The organism is Stutzerimonas kunmingensis, from assembly GCF_900114065.1.
Classification (GTDB): Bacteria; Pseudomonadota; Gammaproteobacteria; order Pseudomonadales; family Pseudomonadaceae; genus Stutzerimonas; species Stutzerimonas kunmingensis.
The window spans coordinates 16,155-34,541 of record NZ_FORS01000013.1 but is presented as its reverse complement, the minus strand read 5'-3'; the positions used below and the strand labels follow the sequence as shown (position 1 = coordinate 34,541).

Genomic DNA, 18,387 nt, shown 5'->3' with positions numbered 1-18,387 from the left:
GCGTCTCTGCCCGCCGCGCCAGCCGATTTGCCGCCCACCTGGAAGACTCGAAAAGATGGATCACCGTGAATCGATAATCGCGCTGCGACAGTTCCTGTCCACCCAGATCCTGGGGCAGGAACGGCTGATCGAACGCCTGCTGATCGCCTTGCTCGCCGACGGCCACATGCTCGTCGAAGGGGCGCCGGGCCTGGCCAAGACCCGGGCCATCAAGGAACTCGCCGAAGGCCTGGAAGCGGAGTTCCATCGAATCCAGTTCACCCCCGACCTGCTGCCCGCCGACATCACCGGTACCGAAATCTATCGCCCGGAGACCGGCAGCTTCGTCTTCCAGCAGGGGCCGATCTTCCACAATCTCGTGCTCGCGGACGAAATCAATCGCGCGCCGGCCAAGGTGCAATCGGCGCTGCTCGAAGCCATGGCCGAGCGCCAGGTCAGCGTCGGCCGCAGCACTTACGATCTGCCGCCGCTGTTCCTGGTGATGGCGACACAGAACCCGATCGAGCAGGAGGGCACCTACCCCCTGCCCGAAGCACAGCTCGACCGCTTCCTGCTGCACGTGAAGATCGGCTTCCCCGACGCCTCGGTGGAACGACGCATCCTGCAGCAGGCCCGTGGCGAGGCAATCAATGGCGAGGCGGCGCCGGAACATCGGGTCAGCCAGCAGGCGATCTTCGCCGCGCGCAAGGATATCCTCGGCCTGTACATGGCCGATGCGGTGGAGGAATACCTGGTGCAACTGGTCATGGCCACGCGCACGCCGGCCAAGTTCGATGCCGAACTGGCTGAATGGATCGCCTATGGCGCGAGTCCGCGGGGCTCGATCTCGCTGGACCGCTGCGCCCGCGCCCATGCCTGGCTGGCCGGACGCGATTTCGTCAGCCCCGAGGACATACAGGCGATGCTTTTCGATGTACTGCGTCACCGCCTGATTCTCTCCTTCGAGGCAGAAGCCGCCGGCATCGATCAGGATCGGGTCATCCAGCGCATTCTCGACGTGGTAGCGGTGGCCTGATGCAACCGCAGGCTTCCGCCGCCGGGCAGCCAACCGAGCAGGGCTCCGGTATCCGCGTGAGCCTGGCCGAACTCATCGATATGCGTCATCGCGTCCGTGAAGTGCCGCTGTTTTCCACACCGCATCGCCGCAGCCCGCTGGTAGGTCTGCACCATTCCAAGCTGCGCGGGCGCGGCGTGGATTTCGACCAGGTTCGTATCTATCAGCCCGGTGACGACGTGCGCACCATCGACTGGCGCGTCACCGCACGCACCCAGGAGCCGCACACCAAGCTGTTCCATGAAGAACGCGAGCGGCCGATCTATATCGTCATCGAGCAGAGCCCGCGATTGTTCTTCGGCAGCGGCCGGCTGTTCAAGTCGGTGCTGGCGGCGCAGGCGGCGAGCCTGATCGGCTGGGCGGCGCTCAGCCACAATGATCGCGTCGGCGGGCTGGTGTTCGGCGATGAGCGTCAGGAAATCAAGCCACGGCGCAGCAAGCAGAGCCTGCTGCAGCTGCTGGATCGCGTCACCCGCGCCAACAATCGCCTGCAGCCAGACAACCCGATCGACCCCGACGCTTTCAGCATGGCCCTGCGCCGGGCACGGGAAGTGCTGCGTCCGGGCAGTCTGTCGGTGATTCTCTGCGACGAGCGCACCCTCACCGATGCCGCCGAGCAGCAGCTCAGCCTGCTCGCGCGCCATGTCGACCTGCTGTTGCTGCCGCTGTTCGATCCACTGGATCACGCCCTGCCCGCGGCCGGCCTGCTGCGCTTCAGCGAAGGCAATGCGCGGCTTGAACTGGATACCCAGGATGCGGATCTGCGTCAGCGCTACCGCGAGCAGGGCGAGGCGCGCAGCGCCCGCTGGCAGCGTCTGGCCGATCGCCTGCGGGTGCCGCTGATGCCGCTGGATACCCTGCACGATCTGGTCGAGCAGCTGCGCGAGCACCTGAGCGTCCGCCATCCGAGCGCACGGCAATGAATCCGCTCGATCAACTCGCTCCGCTGATCAGCCCCGACCCGATCAGCTGGTGGCCTCCAGCGCCGGGCTGGTGGCTGCTCGGCCTGGTGCTGCTGATGGCGCTTGGCTTGCTCTGGCGACTTCGTCACCGGCTGCTCAGGCGCAAGCCCCATGTGCAGCCGGAGCCACCGCTGGAACCGCAGCGCCAGGAAGCGCTCATCGAGCTTTCGCGCTTGAGCAAACCCTACGGAGGGCAACCGGCCAGCCAGTGGCTGCAACAACTCAATGGGCTGCTCAAGCGGCTCTGTCGCATTCGTTACCCCAACGACCACCCGCACACGCTCAGTGGGCGCGCGTGGCTGGCCTTTCTCGACAACCGCTGCCCGGCCGCCGGGCTGACCCGCTGGATGATTCTTGTCGAAGGTGCCTACCGGGCCGAGTGCCGCCTCGACGACAAGGCAATCGACGGGCTCGAACAGGCCGTCGACATCTGGATCCGCAAGCATGTTTGAACTGGCCTGGCCCTGGGTCTTCCTGCTGCTACCGCTGCCCTGGCTGCTGCGCGCACTGCTGCCGCCTGCCGATAGCGGCGAAGCCGCGCTGAAGGTCAGCTTCCTCGACGAACTGCAGCAGCTGTCCGGCCGGCGCGCGCGTGTCGCCCTGCCCGCCTGGCGCCAGCAACTGCCCTACCTGACCATCTGGCTGTTGCTGCTGTTCGCCGCAGCACGCCCCCAGTGGCTGGGTGAACCACTGCCGCTGCCCACCAGCGGCCGCGATCTGCTGCTGGCAGTGGACGTCTCCGGCTCGATGGATTACCCCGACATGCAGTGGCAGGACGAGGAGCTGACGCGGCTGGAACTGGTGAAGGTACTGCTCGGCGACTTCATCGAGGAGCGTCGTGGCGATCGCGTCGGCCTGATTCTCTTCGGCAGCAAGGCCTATCTGCAGGCGCCACTGACCTTCGATCGCCACACCGTGCGAGTCTGGCTGGACGAAGCCCGGGTTGGCATCGCCGGCAGCAACACTGCGATAGGGGACGCCGTCGGCCTGGCGGTTAAACGCCTCAGGGAGCGACCGGCGAACAGTCGTGTGCTGGTATTGATCACCGACGGTGCCAACAACGGTGGCGAAATCGAGCCGCTGCTGGCGGCCTCGCTAGCCGCCGAAGAAGGCGTGCGGGTCCACACCATCGGCATCGGCGCCGTGCCGGAAGAAGGTGGCGTGCTCAGCCGCTTCGGTTTCAACCCTGGCCTGGACCTCGACGAGCCGACGCTGCGCGCCATTTCCGAGCAAACCGGCGGCGAGTATTTCCGCGCCTCGTCGAGCGCAGAGCTGAAGGCGATCGGCGACACGCTGGATCGTCTCGAGCCGGCAGCGCAGCAACCAGCCCAGGCCCGTGTGGCCGAGGCCCTGTACATCTGGCCGCTGTCGGCGGCTTTGCTGATCAGCCTGCTGATGGTCGCGGCCAGCCTGTGGAGCGCACAGTTGCAGCGCCTGGCCTGGCGACGGGAGCAGCGCCGATGAGCGAGCTGCTACCCCATCTGTTGCGGCCATACTGGCTGCTCATCCTGCCGCTACTGATCTGGCTGCTGTGGCGGCTCTGGCATCGGCAGCTGCAGGTTGGTCGCTGGCAGCGTCTGCTGCCGGAAGCCTTTCATGCCGCCCTGCTGACCCGTGGCCGACTGCGCCACAGTCGCCTGCCCTGGCTGGTGCTGGGCCTGGCCTGGCTGCTGGCGGTCATCGCATTGCTCGGGCCCAGCTGGCAGCGCTTCGAACAGCCGAGCATCAAGCGCAGCGATCCCCTGGTGGTGCTGCTGGAACTCACGCCATCGATGCTCGCCAGCGACGCACCACCCACTCGCCTGGAACAGGCCAAGCGCAAGCTGCTGGATCTGCTCGAGCGCCGGCAGGACGTACAGACCGCCGTCGTGGTATTCGCCGGCAGCGCCCACACCGTGGTGCCGCTATCCGATGACCTGGCGACCACACGCAACCTGCTCGACGCCCTGCACCCGACGCTGATGCCCGAGCAGGGCCAGCGCGCGGACCTTGCCGTGGCCAAAGGCCTCGCCCTGCTCGAACAGGCTGGCCTGGGGCGCGGGCGCTTGCTGCTGATCGGCAGCAGCCTGGACGAGCACGAACGCAGCGCCATCGTCACGCTGATGGAGGGCAGAAACGAGCAACTGCTGATACTCGGCGTCGGCACCGCACAAGGCGCGCCAATCGCCGGCAAGGACGGTAGCTTTGTCAAGGATGCCCAAGGCGCAATCCTCATCCCGCGCCTGGACAACGCCAGACTGCAACGCCTGGCCAACGAGCTGGGAGGGCGCTATCAGCGCGCGCAGCTGGGTGACGACGACCTGACGGCCCTCGGTCTGCTCGATCAAACTGGCACGTTGCGCCAGGACGATGAAATCACGCGGCTGGAAGCCTGGCTGGATCAGGGGCACTGGCTGCTGTTGCCACTGCTCTTGCTGGCCGCCCTCGCCGGTCGCCGCGGCTGGTTGTTCTGCCTACCGCTATTGCTGCTGCAGCCGCAGCCTGCCAATGCCTTCGAGCTAGAGGACCTCTGGCTACGTCGCGATCAGCAGGGCCAACGCCTGCTGGACGCGGAGCGGCCGGCCGAGGCCGCCGAGCGCTTCACCGATCGCCGCTGGCAGGCCACCGCCCGCTATCAGGCCGGCGACTATGGCGGCGCGGCAGAACTGTTCGCCGAAGGCAACACGGCCGCCGATCACTACAACCGTGGCAATGCCCTGGCTCGTAGCGAAGCCTTCGAGGCCGCCATCGAAGCCTATGACCAGGCGCTGGACCTGCAGCCTGATCTACAGGCGGCGCAGCGAAACAAGGCGCTGATCGAAGAGCTGCTGCGCCGCCAGCAGGAACAGCCCGAGCCCGAGCAGGAACAGAATCAGCAGGACGAGCAAACCGAAGAACCACTGCCGCAACCCGAGCAGCCGCAATCACAGGAAGCGGGCTCTGCCCATTCCCCTTCGCCAGAGGATGCCCAGGTCGAGCCGTCCAGCGAAGCCAGCGGCGCCTCGCAGCCATCGACAACCGAAGCCACGCCCGAGACCGAAGAAATGGATGGCAGCGCGGCCCAGGCGCAACACGAAGCGCTTCCCGAGCAAGAGCGGCAACAGGCGATGGAGCAATGGTTGCGGCAGATTCCGGACGATCCCGGCGAGCTGCTGCGAAGGAAATTTCTCTACGAACAACGCAAGCACCAGGAAACCAATCGATGATGCGCCTGATGGCTTTTCTTCTGCTCGGCCTCCTTGCTGGTCAGGCCGCAGCCGCCGGCCTGTTCGCCCGGGTTGACCGCACCCAGCTGAGCATTGACGAAACCCTGGAGCTGAGCCTGGAAAGCCAGGGCAGCACGGTATTCGGCAAGCCCGACCTGCAGCCGCTGGAGCCATTGTTCGAGGTGTTCGACACCCGTCAGGTCAACCAGCTTTCCAGCAGCAACGGCGAAGCCTATGCGATCACACGCTGGTTGATTACCCTGCGGCCGAAGCAGACCGGCTACGTGATCATCCCGCCGCTGCAACTGGGCGACTGGCGCAGCGAGCCGATCACATTGATGGTCCAGGAATCGCTGAAAAATACCGAAAGCGACCAGCTGGCCCCGATCTTCATCGATGCCAGCGTCGATCAGGAAAACGTTTACGTTCAGGCCCAGGTGATCCTTACCCTGCGCATCTATCATTCGGTTTCGCTGTACGACGACAGCACCCTCTCGCCGCTGCAGATGCCGGAAGCCCTGGTCGAACGGCTCGGTGAGCCACGCACATACGAGAAAACCATCAACGGCATTCGCCACGGCGTCATCGAAGTGCGCTATGCGCTGTTCCCGCAGAAGTCCGGCGAGCTGACCATCCCTGCCCAACTGTTCAGCGCCACCACTGTGACCAATGGCAGCAACCCGCTGTTCGGCTCGCGTTCGGGCCGCTCGACGCAGGTCAGGTCACCAAGCATCCCGCTGACGGTCAAGCGCAAACCGGCGGACTACCCCGCCGCGGCGCCCTGGCTGCCGGCACGCAGCCTGACCCTGGTCGAGGCCTGGAGCCCGGAGCCCGATCAGGCACAGACCGGCGAATCGCTCACCCGCAGCCTGTTGCTCAAGGCCGAAGGCCTGACCAGCACCCAGTTGCCCGCCATCGGTTCTGCCCATAGCCCCGACCTGCGCCGCTACCCGGATCAACCGATCCTGGCCAACGAAGTCAGTGGCGCGGGTCTGGTCGGTAGCCGCGAGCAGCGCGAGGCGCTGATTCCCACGCGCAGCGGCGCGTTGCAGTTACCCGCGGTGGAAGTGGTCTGGTGGAACACCGTGGAAGACCGGCTGGAACGCACCACGCTGGACGAACGGACCCTGAATGTCGCCGATAATCCGAATCTCGCACCGACGCCCGCCGAGCAACCGGCCGCAACGCCACTACCTGCCGAGCAGCAGCTACTGTGGCCCTGGCAGCTGAGTACCCTGCTCTTCGCCCTGTCCACCCTCGCCGGCTTCGGACTGTGGCTACACGCGCGGCGGCAACCCGCAGTGCAGCGCGCACTGCAGCCTGGTCCGACCCCACGCAGCCTGCTCGACGACCTGCGTCGTGCCTGCCAGGCCAACGACTCGCAGGCCACTCGCCAGGCGCTGGATGCCTGGGCGCGGCAACAGCCGGAGACGCTGGCCGACATGGCTGCGCGCTTCGTGCCGCTGTCCGATGCGCTGGACGGACTCAATGGTGCGCTGTACAGCGAAGCCGGCCAGCGTTGGCAGGGAGAGGCGCTGTGGCAGGCGATCCAGACGCTCCCTCCAGCGACCAGTCCGAGTGTCGAGCAGGACCTCAGCGCCCTGCCACCACTGTATCCACGCTGACCGGCAACGCCACACCGCTTCACACCAGACGCGCCTGACCAACGCGGTGCACGGGCACCGCATGGCGCACCACTTTCTCGCTGGCATATCGCTTGCTTCAGGCTTGGCCATAGACCACTCCTGATCCGTCGTGCACGGTTACCTGTGCCGCACGCTTCGCAATCGAAAGGCCCACAGCATGACCGAACCTTCCACGTCGCCCCGCCACGATGCACTGGCCTGGGTCGCCGGCAGCGATGCACCGGAAAAGAGCTCGCTCAACCTGGGCTTTCTGCCACTTACCGATGCCGCCTCGCTGATTGTCGCCGCCACCCAGGGCTTCGCCCAGCCCTTCGGCCTGACGCTCAACCTGCACCGCCAGAACTCCTGGTCGGGCCTGCGCGACAAGCTGATCGGCGGTGAACTGGACGCAGCGCACGGCCTGTACGGACTGATATATGCCGTGCACCTGGGAATCGGCGGCAGCCGCGCCGTGGATATGGCGGTGCTCATGGGGCTTGCGCAGAACGGCCAGAGCATCAACCTGTCGACCCCGCTCAAGGCTGCCGGCGTGACCGATCCCGAGGCATTGCGCAACAGCGTGCGCCAAAGCGGTGCACGCCTGACTCTCGCGCATACCTTCCCCACCGGCACCCACGCGCTGTGGCTCTATTATTGGCTGGCCGCCAATGGTATCCACCCGCTGCAGGATGTGCGGACGCTGGTGCTGCCGCCATCGCAGATGGTGGCGTACCTGCAGGCCGGGCGCATCGACGGTTTCTGCGCCGGCGAACCCTGGGGTGCGCAGGCGATCGCCGAGGGGATCGGCTTCACCCTCGCAACCAGCCAGTCGATATGGCCGGATCATCCGGAAAAGGTGCTCGGCTGCACCCGCGCATTCGTCGAGCAGTACCCCAACACCGCGCGCGCACTGGTGATGGCGGTGCTCGAAGCGAGTCGCTTCATCGACCAGAGCCAGGAAAACCGCCGCAGCACCGCACAGCTGATTGCCGGGAACGAGTATGTCAACGCGCCGCTGGCAGCCATCGAATCACGCTTTCTCGGCTCGTATCAGGATGGGCTGGGCAACGCCTGGAATGACCAACACCCGCTGCGCTTCTTTGCCGATGGCGCGGCGAACATGCCCTACCTGTCCGACGGCCTCTGGTTCATGACCCAGCTGCGGCGCTGGGGTTTATTGCGCCAGGACCCGGACTACCAGCTGGTCGCAAGCCAGGTGCAACAGATCGAGCTGTACCGACAGGCCGCCGGCGCGCTCGGCATCACCGTGCCGGAGTCGCCCATGCGCAGCGCCACGCTGATGGATGGCAGGACCTGGGACGGCAGCGATCCGGCAGCCTACGCCCGCAGCTTCCCACTGCACGCCATGGCCGATCAGGCCATGGTGGCTGCACTTTGAGCAGGAGATCAGGCATGTTGCGCATCCTGCTGATCGACGACACCCCACGCAAGATCGGGCGCCTGCGAAGCGCGCTGATCGAGGCCGGCTTCGAAGTCATCGATGAATCCGGCCTGACCATCGATCTGCCCGAGCGGGTCGAGACAATTCGCCCGGACGTGGTGCTGATCGACACCGACTCCCCGGGCCGCGATGTGCTGGAACAGGTGGTGCTGGTCAGCCGCGACCAACCACGACCCATCGTCATGTTCACCGACGACAGTGACCCGGACGCCATGCGTCAGGCCATCCGCGCCGGGGTCAGCGCCTATATCGTCGAGGGCATTCAGGCCCAGCGGCTCAAGCCGATCCTCGATGTGGCGATGGCGCGTTTCGAGACTGACCAGGCGATCCGTGCGCAATTGCAGGCCCGCGAGCAGCAACTCGCGGAGCGCAAACGCATCGAGCTGGCCAAGGGCATGCTGATGAAGATGCGCGACTGCAAGGAGGAAGAGGCCTACACCCTGATGCGCCGCCAGGCGATGAGTCGCCAGCAGAAGCTGATCCAGGTCGCCGAGCAGATCATCGCCATGAACGAGCTGCTTGGGCAGTGAGCTGCCCGCCCGCAGTGCAACCGCTCGACCAAACGCACCATGGGCGAGCGTGCTCTCGGTCCCTCGGCATGGACCGTGAGACAGCTGCAACGCCGCCATCCGCCAAGACGCGGCGTTCAGCCGAGAGCCTGCAGCAAGCGGCAGGCTGGCAAGCAGCTTGCTAGATGGATTGGCCGAGCCAACGAAGGCGTCCGGCAAAGACGAAGGCGTCCCTGCACCGCATGTTTCGACATGCCGGTCCGGACGCCTTTTTTGTTGCCCGCGCGGCAGTGCCGCGCGCTCACTTCAGGGATTTGCAGAATGACCATCACCGCGACCTTGGCGATCGCCTGTGTACTGCTGATGCTGGGCCACTATCTGAACGGCATGGCCAGCGCACAACATTCCCGACGCGTAGCGCAGTTGCGCCTGCTGGCAGTTCAGGAAGATCTGGAGATTCTCCGCCTGCTGCAACAGCATCGCGGTATGGGCGTACAGATCGAACCCACTGCGGTAGCGCTGCGCTGCACGCTGGCGACAAGCCTGACGCAACGTCTGCAACAGCGCAGTGCCCTGCCCGATGCGTATTCGATAACCGAAGGCTGGCTGGTTCTGCGCAACAACCCTGCCGATTTCGACGGGCATTGCGCACTGATCGAAACCCTTATCGATGCGCTTGAGAAGCGGGCGCCGATATCGAGCAACGAACCCGCCGAAGCCGCTCGCGCCTGCCGCGAACTGGAAGACGTGGCACGCCTGCGCGGCCTCTGCGTCGTCGCCTCGAATCAGGGCGGCTGCACGCCGGCTTTGCAAAAGCGCCTGAAAGCACTCTGTCGGCGCATGGTTACAGACACCGATATGGAGCTGAAGCGGCTGGTCGGCAAGCTTGAGCGCAGCGTGATCCATGCAGCCCAACCGAGGCTGAGCCCGCCCGAGTGCTTTGCCCTGGTCACTCCCTTCATCGACGCGCGCCTGCAGTTGATCCAGCAACGTCTGCAGCACAGTGACGCGCAAGCGCAGCACGGCTTGCGTCGGGTGGGCTGACGAATCGAGGTTGCGGGGTCTGCCTCCGCTCCATTCGTAGCCGCCACCGCATGGCTACGTGCAGGCGCCGCTCCACCTAGGGCCTCCAGTAGGAGCGACCTCGGCCGCGAATGGGCCCGCCCGGTGCCAGCCCATTCGCGGTCAAGACCGCTCCCACGAGCCCGCATCTAACCTGGGCGAATGACACAACGCTAGAATGCGCACCTTCGACCGATTACCGAGCGACCCATGGCGCGTCTTACCCTGCATTTCCCGGAAGACCAGTACTGCTTTTCCACCCAGCTCACCGTGCGAATCACCGACATCAACGCCGGCAACCATCTGGCCAACGATTCGATGATCTCGATGATTTCCGAGGCGCGGGCGCGCTTCCTGTTCGCCTACGGGGTTGCCGAGACCCGTCAGGACGGTGCTGGCATCATCGTGACCGACCTTTGCCACGACCTACAAAGCCGAAGCCCATGCCCGTGATGCGCTGCTGTTCGAGGTCGGCGTGATGGATTTCAACAAGTACGGCGGCGATATCATCTTCCGCATCACCCGCCCTGCCGACGGCACACTGATCGCCATGGCCAAATCCGGTTTCGTCTTCTACGACTACGCCCAAAGCCGCGTCGTCGCCATGCCCGAGGCGTTCGCCGGCAAGTTTCCGCGGGTCAACCGGATCGACTAGGGGCGTCAGCCACAGATTGCAGCAACCGCTGGACATCCTCGCGATGACACAGCTCGGTGCCCGGACGCATCACCGTCGCGGCACCCGCGGCAATGCCCCGGCACACCGCATCCTGTAGCGAGCGCGCCTCGGCCAGCGCCAGCACCATGGCGCCGAGCATGCTGTCACCCGCACCCACTGCGCTGACCACCGGGACATCCGCCGAGGGCAGGCGCCGCAGCTCATCGCCACAGGCGTACAGCGCGCCCTGGGCTCCCAGCGACAACACGACCACTTCGGCGCAGCCCTGAGCGATCAGGCGGCGCAGCGCTGCCTCCTGTTCGGCTTCGCTGGAGATGGGGTAGCCCACAAGGCTGGACAGCTCGTCAAGGCTCGGCTTCATCAGGTATGCACCGCCCTGCCGGGCGGCGTGGCGTAATGGCTCGCCGGACAGATCGACGACCAGCCGCGCACCGATACCGCGCGTCAATGCCAGCAGCTCGTCGTAGAAACCCAGGTCGACGCCGGGTGGAAAGCTGCCGCTCAGCACCACATAGGCCGGCGCTGGCTGCAGCGCTGCGAGGCTGTCGAGGCAACGCTGAAGTTCCTGCGCGGATAGCGTCGGACCGGGCAACACGAAACGGTACTGCAGGCCTGAGCCCAGCTCATCGACAGTGAAACTCTCGCGGGTATCGCCAGTAATGGACACCGGACGATGCACCAGACCCAGTTCGTCCAGCGAACGTTGCAGCAGATCGCCAAAGGGCCCTCCAGCCGGATAGATGGCGATCGCCCTGCCCCCGAGCGTCTTCACCACCCGCGCCACGTTGATCCCGCCGCCACCCGGGTCGTGGCGCGGCAGCGAACACCGCAGCTTTTCGGTACTGATCACTCGCGGAGTGCTGACGGAAAGGTCCATCGCCGGATTAAGAGTCAGGGTCGCAATCAGGGGCATCGCTCGCTCCTTGGCAAAAGCCGCTCAAGACTAACAGCAAGCGCGCCTTGGGTTTTACGAGATGCCTTGCCCTGATTTGGCGCGCGGTTGCGCGCTATCTGTGCGCTTTGTCGTCGTGCGGCATCTGCTTAGCCACGCCGAACGCACAGAATTGGCGGCCTCCGCAGGCTGGCACGCTGGCACGCTAGATGCTAGTTCCGCTTCAGGCAGGCCAACGGCGGTCTGCAATATCACGACAAAGGCGTCGCACCACACCTGCTCCGGCAGGCGTGCTGCGGCGCCTTTTTGTTTTCCGCCTCGACGAGGGGGCGGTCTGAGCAGCCCTAGCGGCCAACGCCGCGTCACGAACGCCCTGGAGCCGATCCAATGAGCACGAGTTTCTGGAAAGCCGGCCACGCGCCGACCCTGTTTGCCTCCTTCCTCTACTTCGACCTGAGCTTCATGGTCTGGTACGTCCTCGGCCCGCTGGGCGTGCAGATCGCCGCCGATCTCGGCCTGACCACCCAGCAACGCGCCTTCATGGTCGCCACGCCGATCCTCGCCGGTGCCGTACTACGTCTCGCGCTGGGCATCCTGGCGGATCGCACATCGCCGAAAACCGCGGGGCTGTTTGGCCAGAGCGTCGTCATCGTCGCGCTGTTCGTCGCCTGGCTACATGGCATCCACAGCTACGAGCAGGCTTTGCTGCTCGGCCTGTTCCTCGGCATGGCCGGCGCATCCTTTGCCGTCGCGCTGCCGCTGGCCTCACAGTGGTATCCGGCAGAGCACCAGGGCAAGGCGATGGGCATCGCCGGTGCCGGTAACTCCGGCACCGTGCTGGCGGCCCTGTTCGCGCCGGTCCTGGCGGCGATCTTCGGCTGGAACAACGTATTCGGCCTGGCGCTGATCCCGCTGGTCCTCACCCTGATCATCTTCGCCAGCGTGGCGAAGAATGCGCCCAATCGCCCGACACCGAAGTCGCTGGCCGATTACATGAAAGCGCTGGGCGACCGCGACAGCTGGTGGTTCATGTTCTTCTACAGCGTCACCTTTGGCGGCTTCCTCGGCCTGGCCAGTACCCTGCCCGGCTATTTCCACGACCAGTACGCCTTCGACCCGGTCAAGGCCGGCTACTACACCGCGGCCTGCGTCTTCGCCGGCAGCCTGCTGCGCCCGCTCGGCGGTGCACTGGCCGACCGCATCGGCGGCATCCGGGCGCTGCTGGTGATGTACACCGTCGCGGCATTCTGCATCGCTGCGGTGGGCTTCAATCTGGCCAGTTCGACTGCAGCGCTGGCGCTGTTCGTGGTCGCCATGCTCAGCCTGGGCGCCGGCAATGGTGCGGTGTTCCAACTGGTGCCGCAGCGCTTCAACAAGGAGATCGGCGTGATGACCGGACTGGTCGGCATGGCCGGCGGTATCGGCGGCTTTCTGCTCACCGCCGGGCTCGGTGCAGTCAAGCAATCGACCGGTGACTACCAGCTCGGCCTCTGGCTGTTCGCCAGCCTCGGCGTGCTCGCCTGGTTCGGCCTCTATGGCGTCAAGCGTCGCTGGCGCACCACCTGGGGTTCGGCTGCGGTAACCGCGGCGCGGGTGTGATGCACATGCAGATCATGCAGGGCGCGAATAGTGCTCTGCTGCAGTACGCAGCCATTCGAGAACGACCATGCCCCTGCGATTGAGCTATGGCGAGGCCAGCGCCGCCGGGCCGCGACCGGAAAATCAGGATGCGATACGCATCGTCACTCCGGCGCCCGGGCTGGCAACCGGCAAGGGGTATCTGTTCGCGCTGGCCGATGGCGTCAGCCAATGCGCCGATGGCGGGCTGGCTGCGCGAGCGACCTTGCAGGCGCTGGCTTTCGACTATTACGCGACGCCGGAGACCTGGGCCGTCGCGCAATCACTCGACCGCGTGCTGGTCGCGCACAACCGCTGGCTGCAGGCCAACGGCGGCAACCAGCCGCTGTTGACCACCCTCACCACACTGGTGCTGCGCGGTCGCCGCTTCACCCTGGCGCATGTTGGCGATTGCCGCGCCTACCGCTGGAACGGCTCCCAGCTCGAGCGACTCAGCGAAGACCATGTCTGGGAGCAGTCGGGCATGCAGCATGTGCTCAAGCGTGCGCTGGGACTGGATCAGCACCTGGTGATGGACTACCTCGACGGCGAGCTGCAAGAAGGCGAAAGCTACCTGCTGCTGAGCGACGGCGTCTGGTCCTGCGTCCCCGAACGCGACATCGCGCATATCCTGCACGATCAACCCGACCTAGGCGCCGCGGCACGGGCGCTGGTCAATCTGGCGCACCAGAGCGGCAGTCAGGACAACGCCAGTGCCTTGCTGCTGCGCGTCGAAGCCCTGCCCGAAGCGGTGCTGGCCGACGCCCTCGCCCAGCTCGATCATTGGCCGTTGCCGCCGAAGCTGCGCCCCGGCCAGCTGTTCGAGGGCTGGCAGGTGAATGCACTGCTGCACGAGTCGCGGCAGTCGCTGATCTATCGGGTGCAAGATGCTCAGGGCCAGGCCTGGCTGCTGAAGACGCTGCCACCCAGCCGGCAGGACGAGGCAGACGCAGGACCGGCGTTGCTCCAGGAAGAATGGTTCATGCGCCGGGTTGCCGGGCGCAACTTCGCCGAACTGCATCCGCTGCCAGAACGCCAACACCTCTATTACGTGCAGCGCGAGTACAGCGGGACGACCCTGGCGCAACGCTTCGAACGAGACGGCCCGCTGCCACTGGCCGATTTGCTGCAGGTCGCCTCCCGGCTGATCCGCGCGGTGGGCATGCTGCATCGGCGCAACATCCTTCATCGTGACATCAAGCCGGAAAACCTGCTGCTGGGTGAGGACGGCGAGCTGCGTATCCTGGATTTCGGCCTGGCGTTCTGCCCCGGGCTGACTCGCGACCTGCCCAATCACCTGCCCGGAACCCCGAGTTTCATTGCCCCGGAGGCATTCACAGGGGCCGAACCCAGCGCAGCGCAGGATCTTTATGCGACCGGCGTGACACTGTATTACCTGCTGACCGGGCACTACCCCTACGGCGAGATCGAAGCCTTCCAGCATCCACGCTTCGGCAACCCGACACCGGCCAGCCGCTATCGCCCGGACGTGCCGACCTGGCTGGAGGAAAGTCTCGCCCGCGTGCTAGCGGTCGATCCACGACAGCGTTTCGAAACCGCCGAGCAATGGCTGCTTGAGCTGGAACAGGGCGAACAGCGCAGCGCCAGCCTTCGGCTGCGCCCCCTGCTCGAACGTGAGCCGCTCAAGGTATGGCGCGGCATGGCGCTGTTGTCGCTGCTACTCAACCTGCTGCTGGTCGTGCTGCTGATAAAAGGCGCTTGACGCTCAGCGACGGGTAATCAGCCCCTGGCGCGCCACCCGGGTCAGCTCGCACACGCATTCTTCCAGGCGCTCAGCGGTCGGTGCCTGAATCACGGCCAGATCGAAGCTGTCGGTGGCAAAACGCGCCAGCGACTCGTCGGCCGTGGCGAACTGGATAAGCAGGGCGCGGGATTTGCGATGACGTCGCGGCCAACCTTCGAGGTAGCGCAACAGAGATGGCTGGTGAGTACCGCCGAGGAGGACTTTCGGATTGCTGGGGTGTAGGCCGCTGGTGATCGGGGCCAGGCGCAACTGGGCGTGCTTTGCGTTCATTGATTCAACTTCCGCCTCGAGGATTCCGCTGGGCAGCGGTGGGAGGCGACACCGGAACCAGCGCTTTAGCGGTATTTCGAAGCCATCGGCTCCAGGCGCCCCGCAAGTAGCTGACTAAATCGGCGCATGGGCGAAACTTTAGAAAGCTGGCCGCAGCCTGTCAACGGCGTTTTTGGAGTCGCTTCGATGGCGATTCGCACCATCAGGGCGCAAGCCGCTGCATATCAGTGCAACGATGCTCCGCGGCCAACGCCCCATCAACCGCTCAAGCCCTTGAAAATTGGTGTATTTGCAAATTGGCATAACCTCTGCAAAGCAGAACCTCGAAGAATCATTACGACCTGACCCTCAACGTGGAGCGGCAGGTCTCCCGACAGAGCGGGACACGGACAAAGGCGTCCTCACTGGGTAACCGGTGGGACGCCTTTTTTGTTGTTGAAAAATTTCGAGCAGGCCGGACGGCAGCTGGCACGGAGAACGGGCATGAAGAAACTCAAACTGGTAATGATCGGCAACGGCATGGCCGGCGTGCGGACCCTTGAGGAACTGCTCAAGCTCACCAACGAGCTCTATGACATCACGGTGTTCGGCGCCGAGCCACATCCCAACTACAACCGCATCCTGCTCTCCCCGGTGCTGGCCGGCGAACAGCAGTTCGAAGAGATCGTGCTCAACGACCTGAACTGGTACGCCGAGAACGATATCCACCTCAAGCTCAACCGCAAGGTGGTGAAGATTGACCGGGTCAAACGCCGGGTGATCGCCGATGACGGCAGCGAGGCGGAATACGACCGCTTGCTCATCGCCACCGGCTCCAACCCGTTCATCCTGCCGATTCCCGGCAAGGACCTGCAGGGCGTAATCGGCTACCGCGACATTGCCGACACCCAAGTGATGATGGAAACCGCCAAGACCCACAAACACGCGGTGGTCATCGGCGGCGGCCTGCTCGGCCTGGAAGCGGCCAACGGCCTAAAGCTGCGGGGCATGGACGTCACCGTGGTGCACATCGGTGACTGGCTGATGGAGCGCCAGCTCGACAAGACTGCCGGCACCCTGCTGCAGAGCGCGCTGGAAAGCCGTGGCCTGAAGTTTCTCCTGCCCAAGCACACCGCCGAACTGCTCGACAACGGCGAAGGCCGGGTATGCGCGGTCAAGTTCAAGGACGGCGACGTGATCCCCGCCGACCTGGTGGTGATGGCCGCCGGCATCCGCCCCAACAGCGAACTGGCCGAACAGGCCGGCATCCCGTGCAATCGCGGCATTCTGGTCAACGACACCCTGCAGACCTACGACCCGCGCATCTACGCCGTCGGCGAATGCGCCAACCATCGCGGCACCGCCTATGGCCTGGTCGCACCGCTGTTCGAACAGGCCAAGGTCTGCGCCAACCACCTGGCCATGCTTGGCTTCTCCCGCTATCTCGGCTCGGTGACTTCGACCAAGCTAAAGGTCACCGGCATCGACCTGTTCTCGGCTGGCGATTTCATCGGCGGCGACGGTACCGAGACCATCACCCTCTCCGACCCCATCGGCGGTGTCTACAAGAAGCTGGTGATCAAGGACGACGTGCTGGTCGGCGCCTGCCTGTACGGTGATACCGCCGATGGCGGCTGGTACTTCCGCCAGGTACGCGAGGGCCAGAACGTGGGCCAGATCCGCGACCATCTGATGTTTGGCGAGGGCGCCATCGGCGATGCTGGCCACCAGGGCCAGAGCAAGGCCATGTCGATGCCGGACGATATGGAAGTGTGCGGCTGCAATGGCGTGTGCAAGGGCACCATCGTCAAGGCGATCCAGGAACACGGGCTGTTCTCGGTGGACGAGGTGAAAAAGCACACCAAGGCCGCCAGCTCTTGCGGCTCCTGTGCCGGGCTGGTCGAACAGATCCTGATCAACACCGTCGGCGGCGCCGCCGACGTCAAGCCGAAGAGCGAGAAGGCCATCTGTGGCTGCAGCGACCTTAACCACGGCCAGGTGCGCAAGGCCGTTCGCGAGCACCACTTGACCAGCATTCCGGCGGCCATGGCCTTCATGGAATGGCGCACGCCGAACGGCTGCGCCACCTGCCGTCCGGCGCTGAACTACTACCTGATCTCCACCTGGCCGGGCGAGGCCAAGGACGATCCGCAATCGCGCTTCATCAACGAGCGCGCCCACGCCAACATCCAGAAGGACGGCACCTACTCCGTCGTGCCGCGCATGTGGGGCGGCGTCACCAACGCCTCCGAGCTGCGCCGCATCGCCGATGTGGCGGACAAGTATCAGGTGCCGATGGTCAAGGTCACCGGCGGCCAGCGCATCGACCTGCTGGGCATCCGCAAGGAAGACCTGCCAGGCGTCTGGAAAGACCTGGATATGCCTTCCGGCCACGCCTACGGCAAATCCATCCGCACAGTGAAGACCTGCGTCGGCAGCGAGTTCTGCCGCTTCGGTACGCAGAACAGCACGCAGATGGGCATTGACCTGGAACACGCCCTTTTCAACATGTGGTCGCCGCACAAGGTCAAGCTGGCCGTCTCCGGCTGCCCGCGCAACTGCGCCGAATCCGGCATCAAGGACGTCGGCATCATCGGCGTGGACTCCGGCTGGGAGCTGTACATCGGCGGCAACGGCGGCATCAAGACCGAAGCCGGCGAGTTCTTCGTCAAGGTGAAGACGGCCGAGGAGGTCATGGAATACAGCCTGGCGTTCCTCCAGCTCTACCGCGAGGAAGCCTTCTACCTCGAGCGCACCGTGCACTACATGCAGCGCGTCGGCATGGACCACATCAAGAAGGCCGTGCTGGACGACGCCGAGCGACGCAAGGCGCTGCATCAGCGGCTGCTGTTCTCGCTTTCCTTCGAGCAGGACCCGTGGCAGGAGCAGCTTTCCAAGCCGCAGCTGAAAAAGGAATTCGACCGCATCGCCGTCAAGCAGCTGGAAAACGCCTGAGAACCTGATCTGGAGAAACACCGCATGAACTGGCTCGATATCTGCGCACTGGATGAGATCAACCCGCTCGGCTCGCGCATCATCGCCGGCCCCAAGGGCGATATCGCGATATTCCGTACTTCCGACGATCAGGTCTTCGCCCTCGACGACCGCTGCCCGCACAAGGGCGGCCCGCTGTCGCAAGGGATCGTCTACGGCAAGCAGGTCGCCTGCCCGCTACACAACTGGCAGATCGATCTGCAAAGCGGCGAAGCACTAGCGCCCGACGTCGGCTGCGCCCACCGCCACGAGGCGCGCGTCGAGAATGGTCGCGTGCAGCTTTCGCTTAACCAGCGCAAGGAATGCGCGGCCTGAACACACCGCAGTTGACCAGC

The 18,387-nt window shown here is 65.1% G+C and carries 15 protein-coding genes and 1 pseudogene; 14 read left to right on the top strand and 2 right to left on the bottom strand.

From position 1 onward, the window contains the following. The first annotated feature begins 55 nt into the window (after positions 1–55). The 10 genes and pseudogenes from BM275_RS20430 to BM275_RS20385 all read left to right on the top strand — a co-directional run bounded on the left by BM275_RS20430 (position 56) and on the right by BM275_RS20385 (position 10,514). Complete coding sequence (locus tag BM275_RS20430; protein WP_003298329.1) at positions 56–1,015, top strand: AAA family ATPase; 960 nt, start codon at positions 56–58, stop codon at positions 1,013–1,015. Continuing rightward, a complete protein-coding gene (locus tag BM275_RS20425; protein WP_090523252.1) occupies positions 1,015–1,977 on the top strand; it encodes a DUF58 domain-containing protein in 963 nt (320 codons plus the stop codon). The genes BM275_RS20430 and BM275_RS20425 overlap by 1 nt, the downstream gene beginning before the upstream one ends. Beyond that, positions 1,974–2,468: a DUF4381 domain-containing protein gene (locus BM275_RS20420; RefSeq protein WP_041014325.1), complete on the top strand. Its 495-nt coding sequence runs from the start codon at positions 1,974–1,976 to the stop codon at positions 2,466–2,468. Before BM275_RS20425 ends, BM275_RS20420 begins: the two co-directional genes overlap by 4 nt. Beyond that, positions 2,461–3,480, top strand: a complete 1,020-nt coding sequence (locus BM275_RS20415) for a vWA domain-containing protein (protein WP_046619603.1) — start codon at positions 2,461–2,463, stop codon at positions 3,478–3,480. The genes BM275_RS20420 and BM275_RS20415 overlap by 8 nt, the downstream gene beginning before the upstream one ends. Continuing rightward, positions 3,477–5,201, top strand: a complete 1,725-nt coding sequence (locus tag BM275_RS20410; RefSeq protein ID WP_090523250.1) for a VWA domain-containing protein — start codon at positions 3,477–3,479, stop codon at positions 5,199–5,201. The genes BM275_RS20415 and BM275_RS20410 overlap by 4 nt, the downstream gene beginning before the upstream one ends. Then, the gene (locus BM275_RS20405) at positions 5,198–6,826 is read left to right on the top strand and encodes a BatD family protein (RefSeq protein ID WP_090523248.1); all 1,629 of its coding nucleotides are present in this window, start codon (positions 5,198–5,200) and stop codon (positions 6,824–6,826) included. The genes BM275_RS20410 and BM275_RS20405 overlap by 4 nt, the downstream gene beginning before the upstream one ends. A 178-nt stretch (positions 6,827–7,004) precedes the next feature. Continuing rightward, positions 7,005–8,225, top strand: coding sequence for a CmpA/NrtA family ABC transporter substrate-binding protein (locus tag BM275_RS20400; RefSeq protein ID WP_090523246.1), 1,221 nt, complete (start codon positions 7,005–7,007; stop codon positions 8,223–8,225). A gap of 14 nt (positions 8,226–8,239) precedes the next feature. Continuing rightward, positions 8,240–8,818 (top strand): ANTAR domain-containing response regulator, encoded by a 579-nt coding sequence (locus tag BM275_RS20395; RefSeq protein ID WP_023445173.1) that lies wholly within the window; start codon positions 8,240–8,242, stop codon positions 8,816–8,818. 300 nt (positions 8,819–9,118) lie between these two features. Then, entirely contained in the window at positions 9,119–9,841 is a 723-nt protein-coding gene (locus BM275_RS20390) for a hypothetical protein (protein WP_046619615.1), read from the top strand. Between the two features lie 228 nt (positions 9,842–10,069). Further along, a pseudogene (locus tag BM275_RS20385) lies at positions 10,070–10,514 on the top strand (thioesterase family protein). On the opposite strand, the gene BM275_RS20380 reads toward BM275_RS20385, so the two are convergent. After that, positions 10,498–11,448 carry a 1-phosphofructokinase family hexose kinase gene (locus tag BM275_RS20380; RefSeq protein WP_090523244.1) on the bottom strand — a complete coding sequence of 317 codons (951 nt, stop codon included), beginning with the start codon at positions 11,446–11,448 and terminating at the stop codon, positions 10,498–10,500. The pseudogene BM275_RS20385 and the gene BM275_RS20380 overlap by 17 nt on opposite strands. 366 nt (positions 11,449–11,814) lie before the next feature. Between BM275_RS20380 and BM275_RS20375 the strand changes: the two genes are divergently transcribed. Both BM275_RS20375 and BM275_RS20370 read left to right on the top strand, forming a co-directional pair. Further along, positions 11,815–13,026: a nitrate/nitrite transporter gene (locus BM275_RS20375; RefSeq protein ID WP_090523242.1), complete on the top strand. Its 1,212-nt coding sequence runs from the start codon at positions 11,815–11,817 to the stop codon at positions 13,024–13,026. 67 nt (positions 13,027–13,093) lie between these two features. Then, entirely contained in the window at positions 13,094–14,767 is a 1,674-nt protein-coding gene (locus tag BM275_RS20370; protein WP_044315122.1) for a bifunctional protein-serine/threonine kinase/phosphatase, read from the top strand. A gap of 3 nt (positions 14,768–14,770) precedes the next feature. Here BM275_RS20370 and BM275_RS20365 read toward each other — a convergent pair whose 3' ends face one another. After that, positions 14,771–15,079 (bottom strand): hypothetical protein, encoded by a 309-nt coding sequence (locus tag BM275_RS20365; protein WP_044315123.1) that lies wholly within the window; start codon positions 15,077–15,079, stop codon positions 14,771–14,773. Between the two features lie 483 nt (positions 15,080–15,562). On the opposite strand from BM275_RS20365, the gene nirB reads away from it, so the two are divergent. Both nirB and nirD read left to right on the top strand, forming a co-directional pair. Next, positions 15,563–18,013, top strand: coding sequence for a nitrite reductase large subunit NirB (nirB, locus tag BM275_RS20360; protein ID WP_090523240.1), 2,451 nt, complete (start codon positions 15,563–15,565; stop codon positions 18,011–18,013). 24 nt (positions 18,014–18,037) lie between these two features. Then, the gene (gene nirD / locus BM275_RS20355) at positions 18,038–18,367 is read left to right on the top strand and encodes a nitrite reductase small subunit NirD (protein ID WP_014820710.1); all 330 of its coding nucleotides are present in this window, start codon (positions 18,038–18,040) and stop codon (positions 18,365–18,367) included. Positions 18,368–18,387 lie beyond the last annotated feature (20 nt).